The organism is Fontivita pretiosa (assembly GCF_050410795.1).
GTDB classification, from domain to species: Bacteria; Planctomycetota; Phycisphaerae; order Tepidisphaerales; family Tepidisphaeraceae; genus Fontivita; species Fontivita pretiosa.
The window spans coordinates 2,748,392-2,773,784 of record NZ_CP191258.1; the positions used below are offsets into that span (position 1 = coordinate 2,748,392).

Consider the following 25,393-nt stretch of genomic DNA (forward strand, 5'->3'; position numbering starts at 1 on the left):
GTAGATCGGCATGGCAAAGACGAACCGTGACCGCGTCGGGGAAGCGCTGGAACTGCTGAGCAAGGGGCTCTATCCGTTCATCGAGCGGGAGATGAAGGCCGTGTACGGGGAGAAGTGGAAGACCGCGGCCGATCAATCGCTGGGCGACAAGAAGGTGAACTGGTCGGACCCGCAGACGGTGCTGGTGGTGATGTGGGACCAGTGGAACGCGGTGTTCAGGAACGTGCTTGGGCACGCTGAGCGAAGTCTGGTGAGCGAACTGCGCGACATTCGCAACCGCTGGGCGCACATGGAAAACTTCAGCACGGATGACGCCTACCGGGCGCTGGATAGCGTGGGGCGGCTGCTGGCGGCGGTCTCTGCCCCCGAGGCGGAGGAGGTCGAGAAGCGGAAGATGGAACTGCTGCGCCTGCGCTTCGAGGAGCAGCGGCGGGCGGATGCCCGCAAGATGGCCGTTGCGCCCGTGGAAGGCCGGCCCGCGGGGAACCTCAAGCCCTGGCGCGAGGTGGTCACGCCGCATCCGGACGTGGCCAGCGGGCGGTATCAGCAGGCGGAGTTCGCGGCGGACCTCTGGCAGGTGTACATGGGCGAAGGGTCGGACGAGTACCGCGATCCCACGGAGTTCTTTCGCAGGACGTTCCTGACGGAGGGGCTCAAGCAGCTCCTCACGCGGGCGGCGCAGCGGCTCTCGGGCAGCGGCGGCGACCCGGTGGTGGAACTCCAGACCAACTTCGGCGGCGGCAAGACGCACTCGATGCTGGCCCTGTATCACCTGTTTTCCGGCACGGCGGCGGCCGACCTGCCCGGTGTGGACGACCTGCTGAAACAAAGCGCCCTGACGCTGCCCAGGGGCGTGAAGCGGGCGGTGTTCGTGGGGACGAAAATCTCGCCTGGTCAGACGCACAGGAAGTCTGACGGCACGGTCGTCCGCACGCTGTGGGGGGAGATCGCCTGGCAACTGGGTGGCAAGGAGGGCTACGAACTCGTCAAGGAGGCGGACGAAACTGCGACCAACCCGGGAGATGCCCTGCGCGAACTGTTCAACAAGTATTCGCCGTGCCTCATTCTGATCGACGAGTGGGTCGCCTACGCCCGGCAATTGCACGACAACGGCGGCCTGCCAGCGGGGACATTCGACACGCAGTTCACTTTCGCTCAGGCGCTGACGGAGGCGGCCAAGGCGGCCAGGAAGACGCTCTTGGTGGTCAGCATTCCCGCGTCGGAAAGCCCAAGCCCGCGGGACGGCAGGGAACGGATTTCCGACATCGAGGTGGGCGGCGAACGGGGCCGGGCGGCCCTGACGCGATTGAAGAACGCCATCGGACGCGTGGAGGCGTCCTGGAGGCCGGCCAGCCCGGACGAGGGGTTCGAGATCGTCCGCAGGCGCCTGTTCCAGCCGATTACCGACCCCGACAAGTTCGTCGCGCGCGACCAGGTGGCGCGGGCGTTTGTCGAGATGTACGGCGCTCAGCAGCAGGAGTTTCCCAGCGAGTGCCGCGAGGCGAGCTACGAGCGCCGCATCAAGGCGGCGTACCCCATCCATCCCGAACTTTTCGACCGGCTCTACAGCGACTGGTCCACGCTGGAGAAGTTCCAGAGGACGCGGGGCGTGCTGCGGCTGATGGCGGCGGTCATCCACTGCCTGTGGGAGCGGCAGGACGGCAATCTGCTCATCATGCCGGCGAACGTTCCGGTGGACGACAACCGGGTGCAGTTCGAACTGACCCGGTATCTGGAGGACCAGTGGGTGCCGGTCATCGAGAAGGACGTGGACGGACCGCATTCCCTGCCGCTGGCGCTGGACCGCGCGAACCCGAACCTGGGGAGGTATTCGGCCTGCCGGCGCGTGGCCCGAACGATCTACGTCGGCTCGGCTCCGACCCAGCGGGCGGCCAACCGCGGCATCGACGACCGGCAGGTGCGGCTGGGGTGCGTCCAGCCGGGCGAAAGCGCGGCCGTCTTCGGAGACGCCCTGCGGCGGCTGACCGACCGGGCCACTTATCTGTATGTCGATGGAAACCGGTATTGGTATTCGACTCAGCCGACCGTGACGCGCCTGGCCGACGACCGGGCGGCGCAGTTGCGGGAGGAGGACGTGCTGGAGGAGATCGCCCGGCGGCTGCGACTTCAGGGACGCACGCGGGGCGATTTCGCGCGCGTCCACGCCTGCGCCTCCGGCGGGGACGTTCCCGATGAGCGGGAGGCGCGGCTAGTGCTTCTCGGGCCTGAATATCCGCACACCGCTCGCGACGCCAACAGCCCGGCCCGGCAGGAGGCAGCCCACATCCTCGAATCGCGCGGCACCTCCCCCAGGACCTACAAGAACACGTTGGTGTTTCTGGCCGCCGACCAGACGCGGTTGAGGGACTTGGAGCACGCGGTGCGGCAATATTTGGCGTGGAAGAGCATCTGGGAACAGAGGGAGACGCTGAACCTGGACGCCTTCCAGTCTCGTCAGGCCGAGACCAAGTGCAAAACGGCCGACGAGACGGTGGACGCGCGCATTCCCGAGGCGTATCAGTGGCTGCTGGTGCCGAACCAGCCCGATCCGAACGGACCGGTAGCTTGGGAGGAGATGCGGCAGCAGGGCCAAGAGGCGCTGGCGGTCCGTGCGTCGAAGAAGCTGAAGAACCAGGAGATGCTGCTGGCGGAACTTGGCGGCTCCCGACTGCGACTCGAGCTGGACAGGGTGCCTCTTTGGCGCGGCGACCACGTGGGCGTGAAGCAACTGGCCGAGGACTTCGCCACGTACCTCTACCTGCCCCGGCTCTGCGACGACTCGGTTCTCCTGAACGCCATACACGACGGTCTTTCACGGCTGACCTGGCAGACCGAGACGTTTGCCTACGCGGACGGATGGGACGAGCAGAGGAAGAAGTATATCGGCCTTCAGACCGGCCCGCATGTCCGCGTCCTCATGGACGACCGGAGCGTGCTCGTCAAGCCGGACGTCGCCGCCGCGCAGATGCAGGCGGACAGACTAACCGCTGGGGTTGGGCAGCCGCCAGCGGGCGAAGGAACCGGCACAGCCGTGGGACCTACGGGCGTGGCGACAGGCGTGGAAACTGGCGGCGAGCCTCCGCGTCCGGCTCCGCAACCGCCTCGGAGGTTCCACGGAACGGCCGTCCTAGACGCGACGCGCGTTGGCAGGGATGCAAGCCGGATAGCCGAGGAAGTGGTCCAGCACCTCGCCGGGCTGGTCGGGGCCAGGGTGGAGGTCACGCTTGAGATTCAGGCAGAGGTTCCCGACGGCGTGCCCGAACAGATCGTCAGGACGGTCACCGAGAACTGCCGGACGCTGAAGTTCAAGAGTCACGGGTTTGAGAAGGAGTAGAGCGTGCTGGACGTTGCCCCGCCGGCAGTTGAAGGTTGGGCGGCGGTGTTGGGTTGATTGAGCTTATCCGGCCCGTTTGATCTGCTCGAGTTGTTCCTCCTTTCCCAACTCATCCAGGTGCGCCTTGAGCATCCACAGTTGCTGATGGCCCATGACCTTTCGGAACTGTTTGCTGGCGGCCTCGAAGGCACAACTACTCCAGCGCAACGCCATCGCTCCGCTGGTCCAGTTCCGCACCCGCCCGACGCGCTGGCTATCCGCCCCCAGTGGGCGCTCTCGATCACGTTGGTCGTCGAGACACATCGCATCAGCTTCGTCGGCAGGTTCATCGCGTTGATGGTGAACAGCTCATCCAGTCCCTCGCGCAGGCTGGCGGCGGCCGAAGGGTGCTTCTGCTCGTACCACCGGGCCAACTGCTCGACCTGCTTCTTACCTTCATCCGCCTCCAGCTTCCACGCCGCACAGAGCGTGCTTCGCGCGTTGCGGTGCTGATCCTTGGGCAGGTGCCGGATCACGTTCCGCAGCTTGTGAATCCGACACCGCTGCACCGGGTTGGTCGATCCGTACACCGCGTTGATCGCGTTGCGCAACGCCCTGGCTCCGTCGATCACGAACAGCCGATGCCGATCCGGCTTCACGCCCCGGGCCACCAAATCGTTGAGCAGTTCGATCGCCACCACGGCGTTCTCGCTCGACCCTTCCCGCAGGCCCAGAACGTGTTTTGACCCGGTGGAATCGACTCCAATCGCCCCCAGGATGTGATAGTCCCCTAGGCAGATCGCGTCGAGGTAGATGATCAGGATCTCCAGGTGGTCGAAGCGGCGCTCGGCCAGCTCCCGCAGCAGCTTATCGCGGGCCTCGATGTTGGCCCGGCTCACGGCGCTCTTGCTCACCCCGACGCTTTCGACCATCGCGGGGATCACATCCTTGTAGCGCCGGGTGCTCACGCCATCCATCATGATCCGCATCATCTGATCCGCCAGTCGCGGACGGGTGCGCATCGCCTGGTAGGCGGGAACCTCGACTTCCCCCTCGGTCTTGTGTCGCAGCCGGGGTTTGCGAACCCGCAGCTTGCGCTCCTTGAGATGAACGATCCCGTCCTGGTGGCCGTGGTAGCGGATCTCTCCCGAGCGTTTGCCCGGCGACCGGGCGCCGGCCAGTTGCTCGGCCGAGCCTTCCAGGATGGCCTCGATGCAGGCGCGGCCGGTGACGTCGATCACCTCGTCGATCGCGGCCCGGGCGTCCTCGACGAGCTTGACCATGGGCAACAGCAACTGGCCATTGGAAGAAAGAAAATCGGACAAGGCCCGGGTATCGGCCTTCTGGTAGTCTGACATGTGGCGGTTCCTTTCGGTTGAAGGTTCAAACTGGTCAGCGGATCGTAAGGTAGGATCCCACCGACCGGAACCGCCGCTTCTTCAACCTTCAACTGGGCAACGTCATCTATCTCTCGCTTTCCGAAGGTACTGTCGTTGCATCGCCTCGGCTTCGAGCGGCGAGTACCTGGTTCCGTAATGCATAGAACGCTGTGTCATCGATTTGGTCGCCGCGCCCGACCCAGAACTCCACCCCCTTCAAGTCCATGAATCCGCCGGCTTACGTATATCCAAAAGCCTCGAGCGTCGCGAGGGTATTGGCTCATACTCAACACTGGAAGCCGGCGGCCGTCCGCTTGCCAAACCTCGTAATCGCTCCACTCCAAAAACATATCCAGTGAACGAACGTACACTACGCCTTGTGGCGGAACAATTAGTCGACGTGCGCCTGCGACACGGACAGGAGCCTGCGCGTCAGCAGCTTCTACGATTAGGATCGCGCCGCTGAAGCCCCGCGGAAGCACGAACTGCAATCGCTCGGTACGCTCACGATACCACCACACGAAGGCGATCAGCGCGAGCGCGAGAAGCAGCCCGATGATCATCCCGGCATTTCGTAGAACCTTCGAGCGCACGTAAACTCCCGATTGGAATCGTCAGAACTTGATCTCACAACAGCAGAGCTCGTTAACAGCAAACGCTCCATAGAGCAGGACAGACTTTCGAAGTGTAAGTGGCGTCGAAACCGCCGGCGGTATCAAGTAATCATCTCAAAACGCCGGCGCCGCTTTGAGCCTGTGTAGTCGGCGGTACCACAGCAGGGCACAGGCAAGTTGAACGACGCCGAGGTAGTTCGCCGCCTTCTTCTCGTAACGCACCAGGATGCCCCGGCAGCGGTTTAGCCAAACGATCGTCCGCTGCACCACCCAACGCCTGGCCTTGCGACGCTTGCGTTTCCGCTCGTCCGGTTTCTCTTGGCCGATGCGGCGTATGTGCGGCACGTACCCGCCGGCCTCGGCCGCAGACTGGCCGCTGGGGTTGTCGTATCCCTTGTCCAGGCACAGGTGCTGCTCCGGAACTTGCTCGGGTCCGGGCTGCTCGACCACCACCGCCTCGATCGTCTCGGCCAGCAGCTTGGCGTCGTGCACGTTAGCGCCGGCGACCACCACCGCCAGTGGCCCACCGTCCGCCTCGGTCAGCACGCTGCGTTTCGTGCCGTCTTTACCGCGGTCCGTCGGGTTCGGCCCGACGCAGTCCCCCCGTGTCGAGCCTTGCCCATCACCGCGTCAGCCGACTGCCACTTCCAATCCACTCCGCCCAGTTCCTCGCACTCGCTCAGCAGCAGCGCCCACAACTGCTCGAACAGCCCGCACCTCACCCACCGCTGCGACGCCCGGTGGACCGAGCAGTCGTCGCCGAACTCCCCGGGCAGCGCGTTCCACTGGCAGCCGGTCCGCATCCGGTACAGGATCCCGTCCAGCGCCGCCCGCTCGGAGGTGCGCTTGCGCCCGGTCTTCTTCGGCGGGTTGTACTTGTCGATCAGAACTTCGATCTTCTTCCACAGTTCGACGGGCATCCGCCAGATCGTCGCCAGCGGTTCGACCTCCCGTCGCTTCCTCGCCATCCGTGGCTCCTTTCAAAAAGCACCTTATAGCCGACGGAAGCGTTCTGATTTCTCAGTCCTCAGCCTGTGGGCGTGGCCGTTGTCACCCATCGTGGTCCCCGTCGTTCTTGTCCTCTGCGGCGAATCTGGTGGGCGTGCGCTGGCCATCAGTGCGTAAGGCGCAGGGCTGCACGTGTGATCGCGGTGGAGAGGAAGGAGGCGATGGGGGGAGAGAACCGGCTCTAAAGATGCATTACGCGCTGCTTTCGCGGTTTGCGCAGTCCGCGCGCCGTAACCGGTCGCGAAGGCGATCCTCCAGATTTGCCTCGAAGAGTGGTGCTCGCCAGGGGTTGTCCATCGCCGCGATCGGCGCAATTGCGGCGCGCTGGGACGACACCTGTTTTGTCCGAAGGCTCAAGAGGCACAAAGGCGGGTGGGAACTAAGGCCGAAGGCAGGGGATGCGGTGTCGCGGGAGCACGTATCGTGTGGGTGTACCTTGCATCTTCAACGACGGACATGCTGACCACCACCACGAGGACAAGACGTTCGCGCCGGTCACAGCACCGCCATCCATGTCGGCGCACGGATCACCCAGTTTCCCTTCGTACGGTTGGTGGGTGGACCAAGTGAACCGGCCGAACGACGCACGCGCGCAACGAGCAAGATCCGGCTCAGGTACGATCCGCCGTTCACCTAACCCCTTTTCAGCGCCCGAAATTGCGCCCGAAATGTCTTAAAAACGTGCGTTTTTCCCAGATAATCGATGGAGGCGGGGGGAATCGAACCCCCGTCCCGAGACGACGTCAGTGTCGGCCTCTACATGCTTAGACGGTGCTTTGTTCTCGTTCCCGATGACGAACACCGTCATCCTTCATCGGGAACCAGACGTCTGAATCTCACCACGCGACCAACGTCCGAGTCGCGCAGCCAGCTTGCTGTTGGCGGCCAGCCGGTCGCAAGCCTCCCGACTGTGCCGAGACCACCTGTGAATTAGGCGGCCATTGCGAACACGGGAGCGCCGAAGCCGACGCGCCCGGCAACATCACTGTCGTTGGCAGTTAATGTTTGCTCACATTTTATCCAGGCCAAGTGAGCGTCCTGGGCATGCCACCGCCACCGCAGCCATCCGGTCGAAACCGGTCGCCCCCGGTGGTTCAGCTTGTCAAAGATCCATCCTGCACGGATTAATACGATACAAATCCTATCCCGGTCGGGCGATTTGGGCAAACCGGCCCGGGAAACGACCCGCAGGCCCGGGAAGCGCGGCCCCCGCAGCAAGTCCGCGCAAGGCCAATCCCTGGCGGCAGTCTTGCAAAGCCGCGCGGGCACCGATAAAACCTCGCGGGCGCGAACGCGGCGCAAAACTCGGTCCATCCGCATGAAGTTCAACCTGATCGACAGAATCGAAACGATCAGCGACGATCGTATTGTGGCGGTCAAGTACGTGAGCCTGGCCGAGGAGTACCTGGCGGACCACTTTCCGACGTTCCCGGTCCTGCCGGGGGTGCTGATGCTGGAGTCGCTGGTGCAGGCGGCGGGCTGGCTGCTGCACCGGCGGAGCAACTTCGGCAAATCCATCGCCGTGCTGAAAGAAGCCCGCAACGTGAGGTACGGCACGTTCGTGGCTCCGGGAAACGCCCTGCGGGTCGAGGTCGAGTTTCAAAAAGCCTCCGACGATGGCGCGGTCTTCAGGGCGGCCGGGTATGTCAACGATTCCCAAGCCGTTTCGGCACGGATCGAGATGAGTTACTTCAACCTGGCCGAGAAACAGCCGGAGCTGGCCGGCCTGGACGCGAAACTGATCGAGCATCATCGGGCGCGATGGAGCGTGCTGAAGGGAAGCTAGCGGCCGATGGTTACCATTCGAGGAATGACATGACACGCGACGAGATTTATGAAAAGGTGAAGGCGGTTCTGATGGACGCGCTGGGCGTGGATGAGGAGGAGGTCCGCCCGGACGCGACCCTGCGAGGCGATCTGGGCGCCGAGTCCATCGACTTTCTGGACATCGTCTTCCGGCTGGAGAAGGCCTTCACCACCGATCCGGCCAAGCCCTTCAAGATCCCCCGCGGCGAAATGTTCCCCGAGGACATCTTCAACAACGCCGCCTACGTCAACAATGGCCGGGTGACCGAGGCCGGGCTGGCGGAGCTGAAAAAACGCCTGCCCCATGTCGATCTGTCCGGGCTCAAGCCCGGCGACGAGATCGAAAAAATGCAGTTCACCGTCAACACGGTCGTGAATTACATCCAGAACAAGCTGGCCAGCCAGGGATGAACGCACAGGGATGAAGCAGAGCCGCCGCGCGACGCCTTCTTCCTTCGATCCCTCATTCTTCATCCTTCCATGAGATGGATCTGGATCGACAAGTTCACCGAGTTCACCCCACGCATCAGCGCCACGGCGATCAAAAACGTCACGCTGGCCGAGGAGCACCTGCACGATCTGTATCCGGCGTTTCCGATCGTGCCCAACAGCCTGATCATCGAGGGAATGGCCCAGACGGCGGGGATTCTGGTCGGCGAGGCGCGCAACTTTCAGGAGAAGGTGATTCTGGCCAAGATCGGACGGGCCAGATTTCATCGGCTGGTGCGGCCGGGGCAGACGATCCAGTTTGACGCCCGCATCGAGCATCTGGACGACGCCGGCGCGTCCATCAGAGGCACGGTCAGCGTCGGTGGCCAGCTCGTGGCGGAAATCGAGATGATGTTCAGCCACATCGATCAGAACCTGGCCGGAATCGAGTTTCCCGAGCACAACTTCGTGTTCACGGATCAGTTTCGGGATCTGCTCAAGACGTATCGGGTGGACGGCGACGTGCGGCTGTGAGCCGGCGCATGCGCGTCCCGACGGCGCGTCAGACACACGCCGCCGGCTACTTCCGTGGCGTGCTCGCTCAGGCGGCGTTTCGCGCGGCGAGGCGGCTGCGGCTCAGTCCTACCGCGACCCACCAGGCACAAGACGGCATCGCCGAGGCATCCGACGCGACCGCATCCCAGCCACTATCGGAGCTGTTGCGGGCGAAGGGGTCGGCCAGCTCCGCCGGAAGGTTCAGCTCGACGGCGATCCGCTGGCACAGGCGCCTGCTGGCCGATCCACCGCCGACGAACACCAGCCGCTTCACCGGTGTTGTGGGAAATGTTGCGGTGTGATACCGCAGGCAAAGGTCCAGCTCTTCGATGAGCTTGCGCAGCGGCGTCTGGCAGGCCTGCTCGATTCGAAGCGTCTGCTGCCGCGCGTCGCTGGCGGCCGGGGGGACCTCGGTGACAGCCGCCTGCTGCCGCATCGCCCGCGCGTCGCTGAGCTTCAGTCGAAGCTGCTGCGCAATTGCCAGATCGAAATGCTCGGCGCCGATCGTGACGGCGCGGGCGAACTGGATGCGTTCTCCGGCCAGGATGTACACGCGAGTGCCACTGCTGCCAATGTCCACGATCGCGCGGGATTCCTCGGGCGTTGCGCCAGCGCCCAGCCCGCTGCCAAGCGCCAGTGGCTCGGCCATGACGCCAATCGTGTCGAGCTTTGCTTTTGCCGCGGCGGCCAGAAGCGCGTCGGTGAACTGCCGTCGGGCGGCCATGACGATCACTTCGTTTCGCGGCTCGTTATTTTCATAGATTTCACCGGCGATGATGTGGCGGATCAGCCCGCGGGTGGGATGGAACGGCAGCTTGTCGGCGGCCTCGAAGACGATCGCCTGCCGCGTCGCCTGCTCGTCCAGCAGTGGAATGCGTACCCGTTCAAAGTGCGTGCAGCAGGCGGGCAGCGCCAGCACAACCTGCCGGCCACGGAACCCGCCCTGCTCCAGCAGTCGCGGCACACTCTGCACGAAAAAGTCGATCCGCGCGCGAGGATCAGCGCGAAGCTCATCGGGGATGCTGACGCAGGCGGTTGCGCACTGGCCTGGCGCGTCGGGGCGTGAGGGATTGACCTGTGCCAGCTTGATCGCGGCGCTGCCCAGATCAACGCCGATGGGGGCGCTGTTTCCACCGAGCTTGAAGAGGTTTCCGAGCAGACTGTTGGCGAGCATACGCATGGGACAATCTCACCTTTTCAAAGGCCACGTGTCAGCTTGTCGCGCAGGATCGGGCATCGATGACGGCATCGCCGGCCGGTGCGGACGACAGTTGCACCACGCAGTCGAACCACCCCTCGCGAAACTGCCTGCACCGACGCACCTGGGCATACAGCCGCGTCGGCGGCGTCGGCCCGTCGCAGGCGATTTCGATGATCACGCTCTGTTGCGGCTTGAGGTGAACGTCGGTCACGAACGCCAGCGTCCGGGCCGTGGCGTCGCGGGTGTAAATGGTCGCCTGGCGAGGCGGCAGATCGGCATCCTGGCCCGGCGGCCTGTACCACAGCGTCGCCTGCACCTGGTAGGTTCTTCGCTGACCGCTGCGTCGGTTGTTCTGGAAATAGCTTCGGGCGCGAAGCGAACCGAGCAGGGCACGGATCTCCAGCGGCCAGCCAGCGGCTCCGGGGCCGTGTGGTTCGGGCAGCGTGATCGCCCCCCCCGCCGCAGGCAACCGCTCCTGCCAGAGTCGTTTGCTCACTTTCCTGAGAATGCCGAGCATGATGACGCTTCCCTCTCGAGCAGTGCGTTTGGATCCGGTCGCAGGCGTCTTTCCAGCTCGCGGTAGGCAGCGGTCACCTGCTGGAACTGCGCTGCGGCATCCGCGGCCTTGTTCACGTCCGGATGCAGGCGTCGCGCCAGCTTGCGATAGGCGCGGTGAACCTGTTCGAGCGTTGAATCCGGCGGCACACCCAGCACCTGCCAGGGATCCACGCGCGCGGCTCTGCCGCCGGGCTGGTTCAAAGCCGCCTCGTCGGGAATGGCCGCCTGCGACCACTGCGCATCGGGCACGAACCCGAACTCGCCGAGCTGTTTGAGCCTCGCCGCAACATGGGGCTTGACATCCAGCAGTTCGATTCCGGCGTCGAACTCGCCTTTGCGTTGTCGCACCCAGGCGACACGTCCGAGAAAACTGAGCTGTCCCTGGGGGGTGGCGAGCTTGACTGGGATGAGCTGCCCCTTGCGCAGCTCCGTCCGCCCACGCCCGCTGATGCACACGCCGGACTCGGACAGGTCCTTGACCCTGCCCAGCGGCGTGGTCAGCGACTCGGCGTTGAAGCGTTGATGCCGCCGTGGGCGCATGGCCCGCGCCCGCGGCTGGGAACCAAACAACCACATGTCTGCAATGTCGGAAGAACCGGTAATGTCCTTAACCAAGGCGGGAGCGAGGATCTGTGCGATCGCCGCGGCACAGGCGGTGTCGGGGTCAGACCTTAGCGGTCGTAGGGGTTATCGCAATCGCAGCGACCGTTGCGCCAGTCGGGCATTTGCACAATCACTCGCCGGGCGCCTACACTCGCACGCATCGGTCATGCAGATGACACGGGCGATTCAGCCAACCGATCCGCCGGCACGCAGCGGCGAGCAACCCGTGCCCCGGCAGGAACAGAGCTGCGCGGTGGCGGTGGAAATGCGCGACATCCGCCGCACGTTCCGCGGCGGGGTCGTGGCGATCGAGCGGCTGAGCCTGCGCATCGCGCCCGGGGAGTTCGTGGCGATCCTGGGTCCGTCCGGGTGCGGCAAATCCACCCTGCTGCGGATCATCGCCGGGCTGGATCGACCCGATTCCGGATCGATCAACGTCATCGCACATCCGGCCGCCGGCGCGCCGGCCCGGCCCCAGCTTGCGTTCGTGTTTCAGGATGCGCACCTGCTTCCGTGGCGTCATGTGCTGGGCAACGTCCAACTGCCGCTGGAGCTGATGCGTGTTCCCCGCGCCCGCCGCCGTGCCGCGGCGCTGGAGGCGATCGAACAGGTGGGGCTGGGCGACGCGATCGATCGCTATCCGGCGCAGCTCTCGGGGGGAATGCGGATGCGCGTTTCGCTGGCTCGGGCGCTGGTCACCGATCCCAGTCTGCTGCTGCTGGATGAGCCGTTCGCCGCTCTGGATGAGATCACCCGCCAGCAGCTTGACGAACAGCTTCATCAGTTGTGGCGGAGCCGGGGCATGACGGTGATTTTCGTGACGCATTCGATCGTGGAGGCGGCGTTTCTGGCGCAGCGTGCGGTGGTGCTGTCGCGGCGTCCGGCGCGGATCGTGCTCGACCACACGCTTGCGCTGCCGGAGCAGCGCGTTGCGGAGCTGCGCGGCGAGCCGTCGTTCGCGGCGCAGACTCGCGTGCTGCTGGATGCCCTGCGCCGTGGAGAAGGAGCAGGTGCATGAGCCTTCGCAGAATCGCGGGGATCGTTCTTCCGCCGCTGGCGCCGCTGGCGGCGGTGACGCTGGGGGCGGAGATTGCCGTCCGCATGGGCTGGGTGCAGGCGTTTCTGATACCGGCGCCGTCGAGCGTGCTGGGGTCCATCGTTCGCGACTGGCATGATCTTTCGCGAGCCATGCTCGACACCACCACCGCGGCGCTGAGCGGCTTTGCCCTCAGTGTGGTGGCGGGCGTGGGCATCGCCGTGCTGCTGTCCTCGGCCGCCTGGGTGCAGCGCGCGTTCTATCCGTATGCCGTGTTCTTTCAGACCGTGCCGATCATCGCCGTCGCCCCGCTGCTGGTGATCTGGGTGGGATGGGACCGCACGGTGGCGGCGTCGGCGTTCATCGTGTCGATCTTCCCGGTCATCGCCAACACGCTCAGCGGGCTGCTCTCGACGGATCCGGCGCTGCGGGATCTGTTTCGGCTGTACGGCGCCCGGCGGCACGCGACGCTGCTGAAGCTGCGCCTGCCGTACGCGCTGCCCAACATCCTGACCGGGTTGCGCATCGCCGCCGGTCTGGCGGTCATCGGCGCCATCGTCGGGGAGTTCATTACCGGCGGAGGCATCGGCGGCATCATACAGGTGTCGCGGCAGCAGCAACGCGTGGACAAGATCTTCGCCGGACTGCTTCTGGCTTCGCTGCTGGGCATCGTGCTGTTCTGGGCGATCAACCTGCTCAGCCACCTGTCGCTTCGTCACTGGCATGCTTCGGAACTGGAAAGGCAAGATCGATGATGCACACATCTGCGTTGAGAACGGTGCTGATGGTGGGCGCGCTGCTGGCGGCGCTGTTGGGGTGCGAACGGCGGTCCGAGTCCGTTGACAGCTCCGGCGCGAAGCTGACGAAGGTCAAGCTTCAGCTCAACTGGAAGCCCGAGCCGCAGTTCGGTGGGTTCTACGCCGCGCCCTATGAGAAGTACGGGCTGGAGTGTCAGATCACGCCTGGTGGTGCCGGGGCGCCGACGATCGAGATGGTCGGCGCCGGCACGGTGCCGTTCGCGATCGTCAGCGGCGACGAAATCGTCCGCGCTCGCGCCAATGGCAACCGCGTCGTCGCATTGTTCGCGGTTTATCAGACCAATCCACAGGGGATCATGACCCGCGCCTCACGCGGACTGAAGACGCTGGAGGATCTGTTCAATACTCCCGGCACGCTGGCGATGGAACGCGGGCTGCCCTATTCCGACTTTCTTCAGAAAAAGTACGGCTTCGACAAGCTCAAGATCGTGCCCTCGCCGTTCGGCGACCTGAGCCTGTATCGCACGCAGGAAGACTACGCGATGCAGTGCTTCGTAACGTCCGAGCCGCTGGCGGCCAGAAAGATCGGCATCGAGCCGCAGGTGTTCCTCATCGCCGAGTCCGGGTACAACCCCTACACGACGGTGCTGGCCACCAGCGAGCAGTTCCTGAAGTCGAATCCGAAGCTGGTGCAGGGGATGGTCGCCGCGGTGCGCGAGGGATGGCAGCGTTATCTGGCCGATCCATCGCAAACCAACGCGATCATGGCCAGGCTGAACCCCACGATGGACTTGCAGACCTTCGCCGAAAGCGCCGAAGCCCAGAAGCCGCTGATCGAGACGGAGCTGACCCGATCCCAAGGCCTGGGCAGCATGACCGAGCAGCGATGGCAGGAGCTGATCGATCAGTTGCGGGAGCTGAAGGTGATCGACAAGCCGGTGTCGGCTAGCGAGTGTTTTGTGAACATGGGCCAATAACACGTCAAATACGCAGTTGGCAATGGCTGGTCCAATGGGCGGCGGCTGGGGCGAGCGAATAATCTGAATTTGAGGATGGACTGCGGGCATTGGGGTGGCTATGCTGTGGCTGGTAAGTTCGGACGAACCAGCGACTCGGCACGCCAGATGGCGCGGTCTTCCTGTCTCTCGCCCTCCTACCTTCCGGACCGGAACATCGGTCCCTTTCTCCGCCTGCCCCGAAAGTAAAACAGGGGCCGGGCAATCGCCCAGCACAAGGAGACATCGCATGGGCAGTAAGCTTTATGTCGGGAACCTGAGCTACAACACAACCAGCTCAGACCTGGAACAACTCTTTGCCGCGCACGGCACCGTGCAGAGCGCCGAGGTCATCAGCGATCGCGACACCGGCCGCAGCAAGGGGTTCGGTTTCGTACAGATGAGTTCGGAAGGTGAAGCGCAGGCCGCCATCGCGGCCATGAACGGCCAGGAAGTGGATGGCCGGGCGCTGACCGTCAACCAGGCCAAGCCGCGCGAAGAGCGCCCGCGAGGCGGGGGCGGCGGCGGCCGAGGCGGCTACGGCGGGGGCGGACGCGGTGGCAAGGGCGGCTTCGGCCGCAGCAGGTACTAGCCTGCCCTCGCCGCCCGGCGGGAGCATCCCGCCGCCGGCAAGGCACTGAACCAGTACGTTAACGCGAGCCCCGCGTCCACCCGACGCGGGGCTCGCGTCCTGCTGGCCCGGCTTTTATCCGCTGGTTCACCCCGGGGGCCTGTCGCCCCGCTCTCCCGCTGATGCCGTGAATTCTCCTGGAAGCACCTATGACCAACCCCCAATCCCCCGTTGATCTGACCACCCCGCAGGGCGACTGCTCGCTGGCGCCGCAGACACTCGAACCAGTCTCGCTCACGACGCGGATCGCCAGCCTCATCGGCGTGATCACTCCCTTCGCGGGGTTCGTGCTGGCGGTGATCCTGCTCTGGGGGCGGGGGTTCGGCTGGCTGAGCGGCGGATTGCTGCTGGGCATGTACGTCGTCACCGCCTTTGGCGTTACGATCGGCTACCACCGCTACTTCACCCACCGCTCCTTCCAGACGCCTCGTTTGGTCCAGTGCATCCTCGCCATGCTCGGATCGATGGCGCTGCAGGGGTCGCTGCTCAAATGGGTGGCCACGCACCGCATGCACCATCAGTGCAGCGATCGCCCGGGCGATCCGCATTCCCCTCACGACCACGGGGAAGGCTTCCTCGCCATGCTCCGCGGCATGTGGCACGCGCACATGGGTTGGATCTTCGATGGCGATCCGCGCAACCTCTATCGTTACGTGCCGGACCTTTCCCGCGACCGGATGCTGCGCGTGATGAGCCAACTGTGGCTACTCTGGGCGGCGATTGGGGTGATCCTGCCGGCGGTCATCGGCGGGCTCATCACGCTCTCATGGTCCGGCGCGCTGATGGGGCTGTTGTGGGGCGGGTTGGTGCGGATCTTCCTGGTCCATCACGTCACCTGGAGCATCAACTCCGTTTGCCACCTCTGGGGCACGCGACCATTCGAGACTCACGACCACAGCCGCAACAACCTTGTCTTCGGGATCGTGGGAATGGGCGAAGGATGGCACAACAACCATCACGCCTTCCCCGCCAGCGCTCGGCATGGCCTGCGATGGTGGCAGATCGACTTCAGCTACTACCTCATCCGACTGATGTCCATCGTCGGGCTGGCGTGGGACATTCGCCTGCCGCGGCGGGCCTGACTCGCCATCGAAGATTGATCCGATGCGTCCATCAGTCCACGCAATGTCCGCGAGTCTGCCCACCAGGGACTGTTTATTTTTTGCATGTCGTGGCCGGTGGCGTTCGGCTATAATCGCAGCACAAGCGACATTCCCGCCAACCCCTTTGCCCTTCACCCGGTAGACCGGTTCGCTCGACTGCCGCAAACGTGAGTCCTTGTGGACTCCGCCAGCACCACCCGTTCTGGTCCTTTGCAGGAGCACTCATGCTCATCGGAATCATTGGTTGGGCGATCGTCGGGGCAGTCGTCGGATTTGTATGCAGCAAGCTGGTCGATCTGCGCGGAGATGATCCGCGACTGGGGATCGCACTGGCGGGAGTCGGCGGCGTGGTCGGTGGCTGGCTTTACAGCCTTCTCAGCGGCTCGCCCGTCGTGTTCTTCAACATCTGGAGCCTGCTGTGCGCCGGCGCGGCGGCCCTGCTCGTCGCCGTCGCATGGCACATCGTGCGAAGCCGCGGCCCGCACGAGCGGCCCTCGATTCGCCGTTCCTACTGAACCCCGACGGATCGCTGCTGTAGACCCGTCTGCTCGATCGCCGCAAATCAAAGAGCCTGCCCTGTGCCGGCAATGTGGCTAAGGAGCTTCGCGCATGAAATACAAAGTTGGACAACTGGTGCTGAACCGGAAACTGGGGCTTGGGAAAGTGCTGGAAATCAACGGCAACGAAGTGCTGACTTACTTCAAGGATGAACTGACCAACCCCCGGACGATCAATGTGAGCGTCGTTCCGATGGAGATCGCGGCGGAGCAGTCGGATCCGTTCTTCGACGGGCTCAGCGCCAGGGATATCCAGCGGCTGCGCAAGCCGTCGAAGCGGCGCCGCATTGTGGCGCCGCCCGCGCCCGGGGCTGCTTCGCCGCCCGACGCGCAGTGACGGACGAACATGCCCCCCGTGCGCTGTCAGGACTGGCCGCCATTGGCCAGTACGGGTAGTGGCAGTCGCGCGCCCCGTTGCGGTGAGCTTGGGTGTGTCGCCGCCGCACGCCACGGATCCGGCGACCCATGCGAAGGTGTCGGCTGGTGCGGCGATGTCTTCGACGAATCGCGTTGCCGTGCAAGCTGCTGGTGAATCTGGTCCCGGACGAGCTGGCGGTAGTACAGCAGATGCTCGATCTGGGCGCAGGTGCTGAGGTAGCTGCCGATCCCCCCGCGGTTCAGCCGGCACATCCGGTACAGGTTCTTCCAGAATCGCCAACGCGTCTTGCGCAGCACGCCCTGCCGCCACATGATCGTCGCCAGGGCGCGAATGTTCTGGAGATTGAGCTTGCGGCGAAGCGGCCGGGGTTTGCGAGGATAGTCGGCTTCCTTCAACAGCATGAAGTGACGGAACGTGCGATCGAGGAAGGCGATCGGATCGTACAGCCGCCAGAAACCTTCGACGTATTCCTCGGCGATCTGCTCGATCGGCCGGGTGGGTACGAAGTTCATCAGCGTGGTCTGGTTGATGTCCGCGCCGGCCAGGGCGTTGTCGAGCAGCCGCCCTTCCCTGGCCAGGCGGTGCGACAGCGCCGTGTCGGGCAGAGCCTGGAGCATGCTGAATGTGGCGGTGGGAATCGAGGTCTGCTCGACGAACCGCACGATCCGCTCGCCGGCGCCGCGCTTCTCGTTGTCGAAGCCGATGATGAAGCCGGCCATGATGCGAATCCCCGATCGCGCGATCTTCCGCACCGAATCTGCCAGCGGATCGCGGTTGTTCTGAGTCTTTTTCGTCAGCACCAGGCTTTGGGTGTCCGGCGTTTCGATCCCCAGGAAGACCGCGCCGAAGTTGCACTGGCGCATCAGATCCATCAGCTCCTGATCCTGCGCCAGGTCCACCGATGACTCGGTGGCAAACGAAAACGGGTAGCCGCGACCGAACATCCACGGCTTCAACTGGCGCAGCAGCGCCTTGACGTTCTTTTTGTTCCCGATGAAGTTGTCGTCCACGACGAACACGCTTCGCCGCCAGCCCAGATCGTAAAGCCGTTGCAGCTCGGCGAGCATCTGGTCTGGCGTCTTGGTGCGTGGCCTGCGTCCGTACAGCACGATGATGTCGCAGAATTCGCACATGAACGGGCAGCCGCGGGAAAACTGGACGGACATTTCCGTGTAGGCATCCAGCTCCAGCAGGTCGAATCGGGGGATGGGCGTTTGCGTCACGTCCGGCTTTTCACCGTTGGAGCGGAACACGCCGCGCTTCTCTCCGCGGGCAAGAGCCTCCAGAAACAGCGGCAGCGTAATCTCTGCCTCGTCCAGGACCAGATAGTCCGCATCGACGCACTCCTGAGGCAGCGCCGTCGGGTATGGGCCGCCAACCACCACGCGCTTGCCGCGGCGCTTGGCCTCGTGCACCTGGGCGGCGAAGTCCCGGCGTTGCACGATCATCGCCGAGAGCATCACGATCTCGGCCCAGGCCCATTCCTGCTCGGTGACCTGGCGGATGTTTCGGTCAACCAGCTTGAACTGCCAGTCCTGCGGCAGCAGCGCCGCCACGGTGATCAGGCCCAGCGGCGGGAGCATCGCCTTTCGCCCCAGCAGTTTGATCGTCTTCTCGAAGGACCAGAAGCTGGTGGGAAACTCGGGGTACAGCAGAAGGACTCGCATGGGCGGCGCCTCCGTTGCAGACATGCCATTCCGGGCCGGCACGCCCAGAGCATCCGGTTGCTGCCGAGGGGGTGCAATCCGCGCAGCTTACCCCATCGCCTGTGCTGGCGATAGGGCGCACGTGATCGATTCTTCCCCGCCAGCCGGAAGGTTGCAGTTCCGCTTCGGTATACTCGTGTCCGCGTTCGCGCCGCGATGAAGCCTCTTCTGTGTTACACTATCCTGGCGGCTCGAGTCCGGCCGTGAGGTTGCTGCTATGACCATCCTTCCCGTTGTCGCACTTTGCGCGGTGGTGCTGGTATTGGCGTATGTGTTTTATGGCCGGCTGGTGGCCCGATGGCTGGGGGTCGATCCCTCGCGGATTACGCCCGCGGTGGAGATGGACGACGGCAACGACTACGTACCAGCCCCGGCGCCGATCGTGCTCGGCGGGCACTTCACCGCCATTGCCGCCGCCGGGCCGGTCGTCGGACCAATTCTCGCCGGTCTGGCATTCGGCTGGCTGCCGGCGATGCTGTGGATCCTGCTGGGGGCGATTTTCATCGGCGGCGTGCACGACTCGGGCGCGCTGCTGGCTTCCATCCGCCACCGCGCCACCAGCATCACCCAGGTCGTGCGACAGCACATGAGCCGAACCGCTTATCTCACGTTTCTGCTGTTCGTCTGGATCAGCCTGGTGTATGTGATCATCGCCTTCGCCGACGTGACCGCCGGCACGTTCGCCAATTTCTTCAGGGAAGATGTGATCATCGATGGCGCGCCGCAGGCCATCGCGCTCAACGGCGGGGCCGTTGTCATCGGCGCCACGGCATACCTGGTCCTCAGCGTCGTCATGGGGCTGCTCTTGCGATTCACGAAGACCCCGTGGTACGCGGCGCTCGGCGGGGCCATCGCTGTCCTGGCGATCAGCATCTGGAAAGCGCCCGACCTGGCGATGTGGCTCTCGACCCACGGGCTTTCATTCATGGACACCCAGGCAAAGGACTCTGTTCAGATGACACGCGTCTGGGACCAGGTCCTTCTCGGCTACTGCTTCATCGCCAGCATCGTCCCGATGTGGCTGCTGCTGCAGCCGCGCGGCGTCATCGGGGCGACGTTTCTGTACGCGGCGCTGGCGTTCGGCGTGCTGGGCACGCTGGTCGGCGGATGGAACGGGCAGGGGGAGCTGGCGATTCACTGGCCGAGCTTCAGGGGCTTCACCGCCGCCGACGGCTCATGGCTGTTCCCCTTCCTGTTCATCACCATCGCCTGCGGCGCCTGCAGCGGCTTCCACTCCATCGTCGCCAGTGGCACCACCAGCAAGCAGGTCCGCAATGAACGCGATGTCAGGCCCATCGGCTACGGCGCGATGCTCCTGGAATCGATGGTCGCGATCTTCGCGCTGGCGTGCGTGATGATCCTTACCCCGGGGCAGAAGCTGGCCAAGCCCGACACCATTTACGCCCTGGGCATCGGCCGATTCGCCGCCCAGATGAACCCCAACATCTTCTTCTTCGCGGTAAGCTTCGGACTGCTGGCGTTCAGCAGCTTCGTCTTCGACACGCTGGACGTGTGCACGCGGCTGGGGCGATATGTTTTGCAGGAGATGACAGGCCTGCGCGGTATCAGCGGCGGCGCGGTCGCCACGCTGATCACGCTGGCGGCGCCGTCGGCGTACCTGTGGTTCAGCCCGCCGGGATCCTTCAAAACCTTCTGGGTCATCTTCGGCACGAGCAACCAGTTGCTGGCGGCGCTGACGCTGGTGGGCGTGAGCGTGTGGCTGTGGCGCACGGGCCGGCCCGTCTGGTTCGCCCTGCTTCCCGCCGCCTTCATGGTCGCCAGCACCGGCACCGCCCTGGTCTTCAACTTCATGAACTTCCTGCGCAGCTACCGGTTTCCGCCTCCAAACGTCACCAACGTCACCCCCTTCGTGGTGAACATGACGATCGCCGCGGTGCTGTTTCTTCTGGGGGCGCTGGTGGTGTTCGAGGCGCTGCGCGTCTGGCGGATGTCGCGCCGTCCGCTCCCAGCCCCCGGTGGATTCGAGGTGATGACCGCGGCGGGCAGGTAATGTCCCGGGCAGGCCGTCACTCATCCAGCCATGGCTTTCCGCAGAATACTCGTTGCAGGTCGAGTCGCAGAGCTTAGGATCGCGCGAACGCACAGAATCTGTCCGTGCGATCCAGTGACCATGCAGTCCTATCCACCCCGCGCCGCCGGTTGTTGCACCTGCGGCTCGCGCTGCTGCATCGCTGGTCCCGCCGGCGCCCGCACCGGGAACGGCGGCGGCTTGGGTCGCTCCACCGGTTTTTCCTTCATCATTCGCATCATCTCCTGGATCGCACGATCCAGTTGCGGATCACGTCCGGCGACGTAGTCCTCCGGGCGGTAGTCCACCTCGATGTCCGGCGAAACCCCGACGTTCTCGATGCTCCAGCCGCGCTTGGCATCCCACCACGCAAACTCGGGCTGACTGCTGGCGCCGGCATCGACGAATCGCTTGTCCATGCGGATTCCGATCACCCCGCCCCACGTCCGTTTTCCGATCAGCGGCCCCAGGCCCATGGTCCGGAAGCTGTCGGGGAAGATGTCGCCGTCGGAGCCCGCGTGCTCGTTGATGAGCACACACTTGTAGCCCGCGTGCGCCCGCTCCGGATAGGTCGCGTTCATCCCCCGCCTCGGCATCATGTATGCCCAGATCCTGCGATTCAGCTTCTCGATGAGCATCTGTGACACGAACCCGCCGTGGTTCGAGCGGTCGTCGATGATCAGCGCGTCCTTCTCCGTCTGCGGGTAGAAGCCCTCGATGAACTTGATCAGTCCCTGCGCGCTCATGTCCGGCAGATGCAGGTATCCGATCCGGCCACTGCTCCTGTCTTCCACGTACTGGCGGTTGCGGCGGCACCAGTCGGCATATCGCAGCTCGCGTTCGCCGCGCAGCGTCTTGATCTGAATATCCCGCGCGTCGCTGCGGTCGGCCCTGGAGCAGACCGTCAGCAGCACCTCGACGCCCGCGAGGTTAACCAGCCGCGCGCTGACGTTGTCGCCCGGCCCAAGTTCGCGCCCGTTGATGGCCAGCAGGTAGTCGCCGTCGCGCACGTTGGCGTGGCTCATCGTCAGCGGCGCCTCGATGTCCGTCTCCCACGGCTCGGGACGGAGCACGCGGACAAAGCGATGCAGCCCGGTTTCCTTGTCGATCTCGATGTCGGCGCCGAGCGCGCCGACGGCGACGGGTTTTGGCGGCTGAAACGTGCTGTCGCCCCCGAAGACATACGTGTGCGATGTGCCCAGTTCCCCGATGAGCTGACCGATCAGGTCGTTCAGCTCTCCGCGGCTGCCCACACGCTCCAGCAGCGGCTCGTACTTCTTCTTCATCGCCGGCCAGTCCACGCCCACCATGTTCTGAGCCCAGTAGAAGTCTCGTTGAAGCCGCCAGGCCTCGGCGAAGATCTGTCGCCATTCGTCGCTCGGATTCACTTGAAGCGGAAGCTGGTCCAGGGCCACCTTCTCCTCGATCTCGTTGCCCGGCTTGCTCGACGTGTCCGCCACGAGAATCTGCTTGCGGTCCTTCTGCCAGGCGATTCGTTTGCCGTCGCGGCTGAGCACGTAGCTGCGCAGCCCTTCAATGAACGTCTCCTCCTTGCGTTTTTTGAAGTCGTAGACCTGGAGCTTGCCATCGGCGCGGAAACCATCGCCCTCTGAGTGCTGATCGTGGTCGCCCATCCCCCGGGTCGGACTCACGATCCAGTAAATCTTCCCCTCCCCCGCCGACAGCGCGCTGCAGTTCTCCCCCTTGCCTGGAAGCTCAACGACGCGCTGGCGAATACCATCAAGGTCAATCTTCACTTCAGGCAACTTCTTCGGCGTCTTCTCGTCCTTCGTGCCCTCATCCTTCTTCCGCTCCTCCTGATCTTCAGTGCCCCTGGCTTCGTCCGACTCCCGCGTCGCCGATGTCGATGTCGTCGATCCGTCGTTCGTGTCCTTGTGCTTCGGATCCTCCAGTAATTCCTCCGCCAGCAGCGGGCTTCTGCCTTCCCTGGCCAGAATGACGATGCACGGCTTGGCCGAGCGCGTCACAAGGAAGCTCATATCCAGGTCATCCATGTATGGCCGAAATACACGGTTCGACAGGAAGTAGAGGTACTTGCCCTGCGGGTCCCAGGCCGGGCTGTAGTCATTCGTGAATCCGGCGCTGATGCGCTGGATCGTCCCCGTCGCCAGTTCGTACAGGTACACCGACCGCACGCGGTTGTCGTCATATTTCGTGTAAGCGAGCCACTTGCCGTCGGGAGAGAATGTGTATTCCGTCAGCTCCCAGTTCTTGTCTTGATCGACCTGCTTCGTCTCGGTCGTTTCCGCATCGACGATATAGAGGGTTCCGGTGAGATCAGCATAGGCGATGTGCTTCGAGTCCGCCGACCAGATGGGCTGAAAAATCCAGCCTTTCTCGCCGCGCGTGAGGATGCGGTGCTTCTCGCGTCCCGCAGCGTCGTAAACCGCCAGTTCCTGCTCGCCGCTCTCGTCCGTGATGCAGACGATCTGCTTCGCATCCGGCGAAAACGCGGGGGCGCGCTGGCGAATGGCCGAATCTTCCGGGGTAACCTGGATGATCCTGCCGCCCGGCCTGGCGGGTGCGTTCCAGATCTCGCCTCGCGAGCTCACCACAACCCGCCTGCCGTCGTCGCTGATGGCGAAGCTCTCGGTCGTCTTGCTTGCGTCCTGCACGTGGCGACGCTCTCGAATCCGATCCGACGGCAGCATCAACTCGATCTTCCGCGACTCGCCCGTCGCAACGTCCATTACCCACAGGTCTGCCGCCGTCGTATAGGCGATCGACTTGCCGTCGGTGTCGGCGTTGCGGACGTCGTAGTCAACGTGTCTGGTGACCTGCCTGGCGTCCGAGCCATCCGGCCTGCTCGACCAGATGTTCATCGGATAGGTGCGCTCGGACAGATAGTAAACCCGATCCCCAATCCACATCGGGTGCTGCTCGACGGCCTGACCGTCGGTCATCGCCCAGAACCTGCCCGACTGCATGTCGCCGATCCAGATCCTGGGCGCCGTGCCTCCGCGGTAACGCTTCCACGTGCCGTTCCACAGGAACTGGTTAAACGCGACGAGCTTCCCGTCGCCAGAGAACGCCGCCGCTTCGCACTTGCCGACCCTGACCACTTCGGGTTGCCCCCCGTCGGCGGAAACCTGATACAACGTGCTGTCGGTGTCCAGCCCGCTGCGACGGGCGCGGAACAGCACGTGCTTTCCATCCGGCGTCCACCCCGCGCACTCCTCGCGCGCCGGGTCGTACGTCAACCGCCGCGGTTCTCCGCCCTCGCTGCTCATCACGTAGATGTCGCTGTTGCCATCGTAATCCGCCGTGAGCGCGATCCGGGTCCCATCCGGGCTGAACCGCGCGAACATCTCATTGGCCGGATGCGATGTCAGCCGCACCGCCAGCCCGCCAAAAGTCGTGATCTTCCACAAGTCACCTTCGGCGGTGAAGACGATCCGGTCCCCATGAATCGTCGGCCAGCGGCAATACGCCGGCACGCCAGCACGGCCCGCCGCACAAACAGAGGCGAGCGACGCAAGAAAGCTGAAGACGCTGATCGTGAGATAACAGAAGCGAAGGCGCACGTTGACCTCCCGGATCGGGTGCTGCTGTACCTGCCGGAGCGTGGCAGCTCGAACCTTATACCACGACTCAGCGGAAGTTCATCAGGAATTGCCGAATGCGGCAGCCCGGCAGGGGAGATGGCTCTTGAGCACCAGCCGTCCGCGCACGCCGCGGGCAATGGCCGATTCCCCGCCGCCAGTGCGACCGCGCAAGCGGCTCGCGGTTCCACCCGCCAGAACGACCCGGCCGGTGAACTCCGGGCCGTTGTCGCTGCAAATGTGCCCGGGCACGCCGTGGGTCTCGAACAGGTACGTGAGCGTCTCCACCACGGCCCTGGCCGTCAGCGAACGCTCCACCTCGATCGTCAAACACTCCCGCGCGAACTCATCCACCACCGGCAGCAGCTTCGGCTTCCGCCGATCGCGGCCGGCGGGTGAGACCCTCGATGAGTGTGAATCGCAGGAAGCGTTGTCAGGGCCGGCAGATTCTCATAACCGGCGGATCAGGACAGGGGAGCAGGCCACCTCAATGATGCGAAAACAGTCGCTCTGCCAGGTGATTATGCGTCCAGGCGGGGGCCACGCAACTCGTGTGCGGCGCGCAGGCGCTTGTATTCGAGCCAGGTGATCACAATCACGAACAGGTCGAGCAGGGAAAGCGCCAGCAGCCAAGTCGAGCGAGTGTACGCGAAGCGATAGACCTGATACGCCAGGAACAGCCCGAAAGCGGCGATGGCGATCGGATACGCCCACCACCGCTTCCGCAACAGGGACCATACTAAGGCGAGCTTGACCGCGCCGTGCCACAGCAGGAACGTCGCGGCGAACACTTTGGTGTCGGTTGTAAGGTGCCGCGCCGAGCGCACGAGCGGACCCGCGATAAGGTCGTGCGGATCCTCGCTGAGCTCATGCTCCGTGAGTATCCGCAGGACCCCATTGATCTGATCGGGATTCACCAAGAACAAGAGGCTGCCGCCCACGACTTCGAGCATGCCGTCCAAGGCTTTGCCGATCAGGCCGATCTCAAACAGGCTGTGAATCACCTTGTTTTTGTCGCGGCGTTTCATGATCTCTCACTTGCCGGATAATCAAACCGTGAAGTGGCGAACTATGTGCTTCAGACCTGACCTGCCCCGCAGATTCAGGTCCACTCGCCATGCAAGTTTAACCATCGTACCACGGCCTTCGCCTCCCTGATCAGAACAAGCC

General features: G+C 64.2%; 20 protein-coding genes, 1 other RNA gene and 1 pseudogene. 12 read left to right on the forward strand and 10 right to left on the reverse strand.

All coding sequences use genetic code 11. The annotated features are described in order from the left end of the window. Positions 1 to 10 precede the first annotated feature (10 nt). Positions 11 to 3,334, forward strand: coding sequence for a Swt1 family HEPN domain-containing protein (locus ACQS5P_RS11100; protein ID WP_428940959.1), 3,324 nt, complete (start codon positions 11 to 13; stop codon positions 3,332 to 3,334). Here the strand turns inward: ACQS5P_RS11100 and ACQS5P_RS11105 are convergent. The 3 genes from ACQS5P_RS11105 to ssrA all read right to left on the reverse strand — a co-directional run bounded on the left by ACQS5P_RS11105 (position 3,313) and on the right by ssrA (position 7,402). Next, a complete protein-coding gene (locus tag ACQS5P_RS11105) occupies positions 3,313 to 4,671 on the reverse strand; it encodes an IS256 family transposase (RefSeq protein ID WP_428940960.1) in 1,359 nt (452 codons plus the stop codon). The genes ACQS5P_RS11100 and ACQS5P_RS11105 overlap by 22 nt on opposite strands. 749 nt (positions 4,672 to 5,420) lie before the next feature. Beyond that, a protein-coding gene (locus ACQS5P_RS11110; protein ID WP_428941015.1) for an IS5 family transposase occupies positions 5,421 to 6,226 on the reverse strand; the annotation gives its coding sequence in 2 pieces (ribosomal slippage) (positions 5,421 to 5,902 and positions 5,902 to 6,226; 807 coding nt in all). A gap of 789 nt (positions 6,227 to 7,015) precedes the next feature. Next, positions 7,016 to 7,402: a transfer-messenger RNA gene (ssrA, locus tag ACQS5P_RS11115) on the reverse strand. A 230-nt stretch (positions 7,403 to 7,632) separates the two neighbouring features. Here ssrA and ACQS5P_RS11120 point away from each other — a divergent pair. The 3 genes from ACQS5P_RS11120 to ACQS5P_RS11130 all read left to right on the forward strand — a co-directional run bounded on the left by ACQS5P_RS11120 (position 7,633) and on the right by ACQS5P_RS11130 (position 9,083). Further along, positions 7,633 to 8,100: a 3-hydroxyacyl-ACP dehydratase FabZ family protein gene (locus tag ACQS5P_RS11120; RefSeq protein WP_428940961.1), complete on the forward strand. Its 468-nt coding sequence runs from the start codon at positions 7,633 to 7,635 to the stop codon at positions 8,098 to 8,100. A gap of 29 nt (positions 8,101 to 8,129) precedes the next feature. Beyond that, positions 8,130 to 8,531, forward strand: a complete 402-nt coding sequence (locus ACQS5P_RS11125; protein WP_428940962.1) for an acyl carrier protein — start codon at positions 8,130 to 8,132, stop codon at positions 8,529 to 8,531. 69 nt (positions 8,532 to 8,600) lie between these two features. Beyond that, entirely contained in the window at positions 8,601 to 9,083 is a 483-nt protein-coding gene (locus ACQS5P_RS11130) for a 3-hydroxyacyl-ACP dehydratase FabZ family protein (protein ID WP_428940963.1), read from the forward strand. Between the two features lie 67 nt (positions 9,084 to 9,150). Here the strand turns inward: ACQS5P_RS11130 and pilM are convergent, their stop codons facing one another. From pilM to ACQS5P_RS11145, 3 genes are read right to left on the reverse strand one after another with little or no spacing between them, the layout of a single operon-like run. Next, positions 9,151 to 10,284, reverse strand: a complete 1,134-nt coding sequence (pilM, locus tag ACQS5P_RS11135; RefSeq protein WP_428940964.1) for a pilus assembly protein PilM — start codon at positions 10,282 to 10,284, stop codon at positions 9,151 to 9,153. Positions 10,285 to 10,315: 31 nt separating this feature from the next. Further along, a complete protein-coding gene (locus tag ACQS5P_RS11140) occupies positions 10,316 to 10,822 on the reverse strand; it encodes a hypothetical protein (protein ID WP_428940965.1) in 507 nt (168 codons plus the stop codon). Further along, entirely contained in the window at positions 10,798 to 11,439 is a 642-nt protein-coding gene (locus tag ACQS5P_RS11145; protein ID WP_428940966.1) for a DnaJ domain-containing protein, read from the reverse strand. The genes ACQS5P_RS11140 and ACQS5P_RS11145 overlap by 25 nt, the downstream gene beginning before the upstream one ends. A gap of 199 nt (positions 11,440 to 11,638) precedes the next feature. On the opposite strand from ACQS5P_RS11145, the gene ACQS5P_RS11150 reads away from it, so the two are divergent. The 7 genes from ACQS5P_RS11150 to ACQS5P_RS11180 all read left to right on the forward strand — a co-directional run bounded on the left by ACQS5P_RS11150 (position 11,639) and on the right by ACQS5P_RS11180 (position 16,883). Next, positions 11,639 to 12,484 (forward strand): ABC transporter ATP-binding protein, encoded by an 846-nt coding sequence (locus tag ACQS5P_RS11150; RefSeq protein WP_428941016.1) that lies wholly within the window; start codon positions 11,639 to 11,641, stop codon positions 12,482 to 12,484. Beyond that, positions 12,481 to 13,257 carry an ABC transporter permease gene (locus ACQS5P_RS11155; protein ID WP_428940967.1) on the forward strand — a complete coding sequence of 259 codons (777 nt, stop codon included), beginning with the start codon at positions 12,481 to 12,483 and terminating at the stop codon, positions 13,255 to 13,257. Before ACQS5P_RS11150 ends, ACQS5P_RS11155 begins: the two co-directional genes overlap by 4 nt. After that, complete coding sequence (locus ACQS5P_RS11160; RefSeq protein ID WP_428940968.1) at positions 13,254 to 14,237, forward strand: ABC transporter substrate-binding protein; 984 nt, start codon at positions 13,254 to 13,256, stop codon at positions 14,235 to 14,237. Before ACQS5P_RS11155 ends, ACQS5P_RS11160 begins: the two co-directional genes overlap by 4 nt. 268 nt (positions 14,238 to 14,505) lie before the next feature. Beyond that, the gene (locus tag ACQS5P_RS11165; protein WP_428940969.1) at positions 14,506 to 14,847 is read left to right on the forward strand and encodes an RNA recognition motif domain-containing protein; all 342 of its coding nucleotides are present in this window, start codon (positions 14,506 to 14,508) and stop codon (positions 14,845 to 14,847) included. A 188-nt stretch (positions 14,848 to 15,035) separates the two neighbouring features. Further along, on the forward strand, positions 15,036 to 15,968 hold the full coding sequence (locus ACQS5P_RS11170; RefSeq protein WP_428940970.1) for an acyl-CoA desaturase: 933 nt from the start codon (positions 15,036 to 15,038) through the stop codon (positions 15,966 to 15,968). 245 nt (positions 15,969 to 16,213) lie between these two features. Continuing rightward, entirely contained in the window at positions 16,214 to 16,504 is a 291-nt protein-coding gene (locus ACQS5P_RS11175) for a GlsB/YeaQ/YmgE family stress response membrane protein (protein WP_428940971.1), read from the forward strand. A gap of 94 nt (positions 16,505 to 16,598) precedes the next feature. Beyond that, positions 16,599 to 16,883: a hypothetical protein gene (locus ACQS5P_RS11180; RefSeq protein ID WP_428940972.1), complete on the forward strand. Its 285-nt coding sequence runs from the start codon at positions 16,599 to 16,601 to the stop codon at positions 16,881 to 16,883. A 26-nt stretch (positions 16,884 to 16,909) separates the two neighbouring features. Here ACQS5P_RS11180 and ACQS5P_RS11185 read toward each other — a convergent pair whose 3' ends face one another. Continuing rightward, complete coding sequence (locus ACQS5P_RS11185; RefSeq protein ID WP_428940973.1) at positions 16,910 to 18,592, reverse strand: B12-binding domain-containing radical SAM protein; 1,683 nt, start codon at positions 18,590 to 18,592, stop codon at positions 16,910 to 16,912. 256 nt (positions 18,593 to 18,848) lie between these two features. Between ACQS5P_RS11185 and ACQS5P_RS11190 the strand changes: the two genes are divergently transcribed. Then, entirely contained in the window at positions 18,849 to 20,642 is a 1,794-nt protein-coding gene (locus ACQS5P_RS11190; RefSeq protein ID WP_428940974.1) for a carbon starvation CstA family protein, read from the forward strand. Positions 20,643 to 20,770: 128 nt separating this feature from the next. Here the strand turns inward: ACQS5P_RS11190 and ACQS5P_RS11195 are convergent, their stop codons facing one another. The 3 genes and pseudogenes from ACQS5P_RS11195 to ACQS5P_RS11205 all read right to left on the reverse strand — a co-directional run bounded on the left by ACQS5P_RS11195 (position 20,771) and on the right by ACQS5P_RS11205 (position 25,251). Beyond that, on the reverse strand, positions 20,771 to 24,205 hold the full coding sequence (locus ACQS5P_RS11195) for a S41 family peptidase (RefSeq protein ID WP_428936703.1): 3,435 nt from the start codon (positions 24,203 to 24,205) through the stop codon (positions 20,771 to 20,773). 81 nt (positions 24,206 to 24,286) lie between these two features. Continuing rightward, positions 24,287 to 24,592, reverse strand: a pseudogene (locus ACQS5P_RS11200) (hypothetical protein); the annotation flags it as partial. A 152-nt stretch (positions 24,593 to 24,744) separates the two neighbouring features. Continuing rightward, complete coding sequence (locus ACQS5P_RS11205; protein ID WP_428936704.1) at positions 24,745 to 25,251, reverse strand: DUF2127 domain-containing protein; 507 nt, start codon at positions 25,249 to 25,251, stop codon at positions 24,745 to 24,747. Positions 25,252 to 25,393 lie beyond the last annotated feature (142 nt).

Bases quoted from the DNA above. Each gene is read 5' to 3' on its own strand.
- ACQS5P_RS11100 (WP_428940959.1), top strand. From the start codon at position 11: ATGGCAAAGACGAACCGTGACCGCGTCGGGGAAGCGCTGGAACTGCTG.
- ACQS5P_RS11105 (WP_428940960.1), bottom strand. From the start codon at position 4,671: ATGTCAGACTACCAGAAGGCCGATACCCGGGCCTTGTCCGATTTTCTT.
- ACQS5P_RS11120 (WP_428940961.1), top strand. From the start codon at position 7,633: ATGAAGTTCAACCTGATCGACAGAATCGAAACGATCAGCGACGATCGT.
- ACQS5P_RS11125 (WP_428940962.1), top strand. From the start codon at position 8,130: ATGACACGCGACGAGATTTATGAAAAGGTGAAGGCGGTTCTGATGGAC.
- ACQS5P_RS11130 (WP_428940963.1), top strand. From the start codon at position 8,601: ATGAGATGGATCTGGATCGACAAGTTCACCGAGTTCACCCCACGCATC.
- pilM (WP_428940964.1), bottom strand. From the start codon at position 10,284: ATGCGTATGCTCGCCAACAGTCTGCTCGGAAACCTCTTCAAGCTCGGT.
- ACQS5P_RS11140 (WP_428940965.1), bottom strand. From the start codon at position 10,822: ATGCTCGGCATTCTCAGGAAAGTGAGCAAACGACTCTGGCAGGAGCGG.
- ACQS5P_RS11145 (WP_428940966.1), bottom strand. From the start codon at position 11,439: ATGTGGTTGTTTGGTTCCCAGCCGCGGGCGCGGGCCATGCGCCCACGG.
- ACQS5P_RS11150 (WP_428941016.1), top strand. From the start codon at position 11,639: ATGACACGGGCGATTCAGCCAACCGATCCGCCGGCACGCAGCGGCGAG.
- ACQS5P_RS11155 (WP_428940967.1), top strand. From the start codon at position 12,481: ATGAGCCTTCGCAGAATCGCGGGGATCGTTCTTCCGCCGCTGGCGCCG.
- ACQS5P_RS11160 (WP_428940968.1), top strand. From the start codon at position 13,254: ATGATGCACACATCTGCGTTGAGAACGGTGCTGATGGTGGGCGCGCTG.
- ACQS5P_RS11165 (WP_428940969.1), top strand. From the start codon at position 14,506: ATGGGCAGTAAGCTTTATGTCGGGAACCTGAGCTACAACACAACCAGC.
- ACQS5P_RS11170 (WP_428940970.1), top strand. From the start codon at position 15,036: ATGACCAACCCCCAATCCCCCGTTGATCTGACCACCCCGCAGGGCGAC.
- ACQS5P_RS11175 (WP_428940971.1), top strand. From the start codon at position 16,214: ATGCTCATCGGAATCATTGGTTGGGCGATCGTCGGGGCAGTCGTCGGA.
- ACQS5P_RS11180 (WP_428940972.1), top strand. From the start codon at position 16,599: ATGAAATACAAAGTTGGACAACTGGTGCTGAACCGGAAACTGGGGCTT.
- ACQS5P_RS11185 (WP_428940973.1), bottom strand. From the start codon at position 18,592: ATGCGAGTCCTTCTGCTGTACCCCGAGTTTCCCACCAGCTTCTGGTCC.
- ACQS5P_RS11190 (WP_428940974.1), top strand. From the start codon at position 18,849: ATGACCATCCTTCCCGTTGTCGCACTTTGCGCGGTGGTGCTGGTATTG.
- ACQS5P_RS11205 (WP_428936704.1), bottom strand. From the start codon at position 25,251: ATGAAACGCCGCGACAAAAACAAGGTGATTCACAGCCTGTTTGAGATC.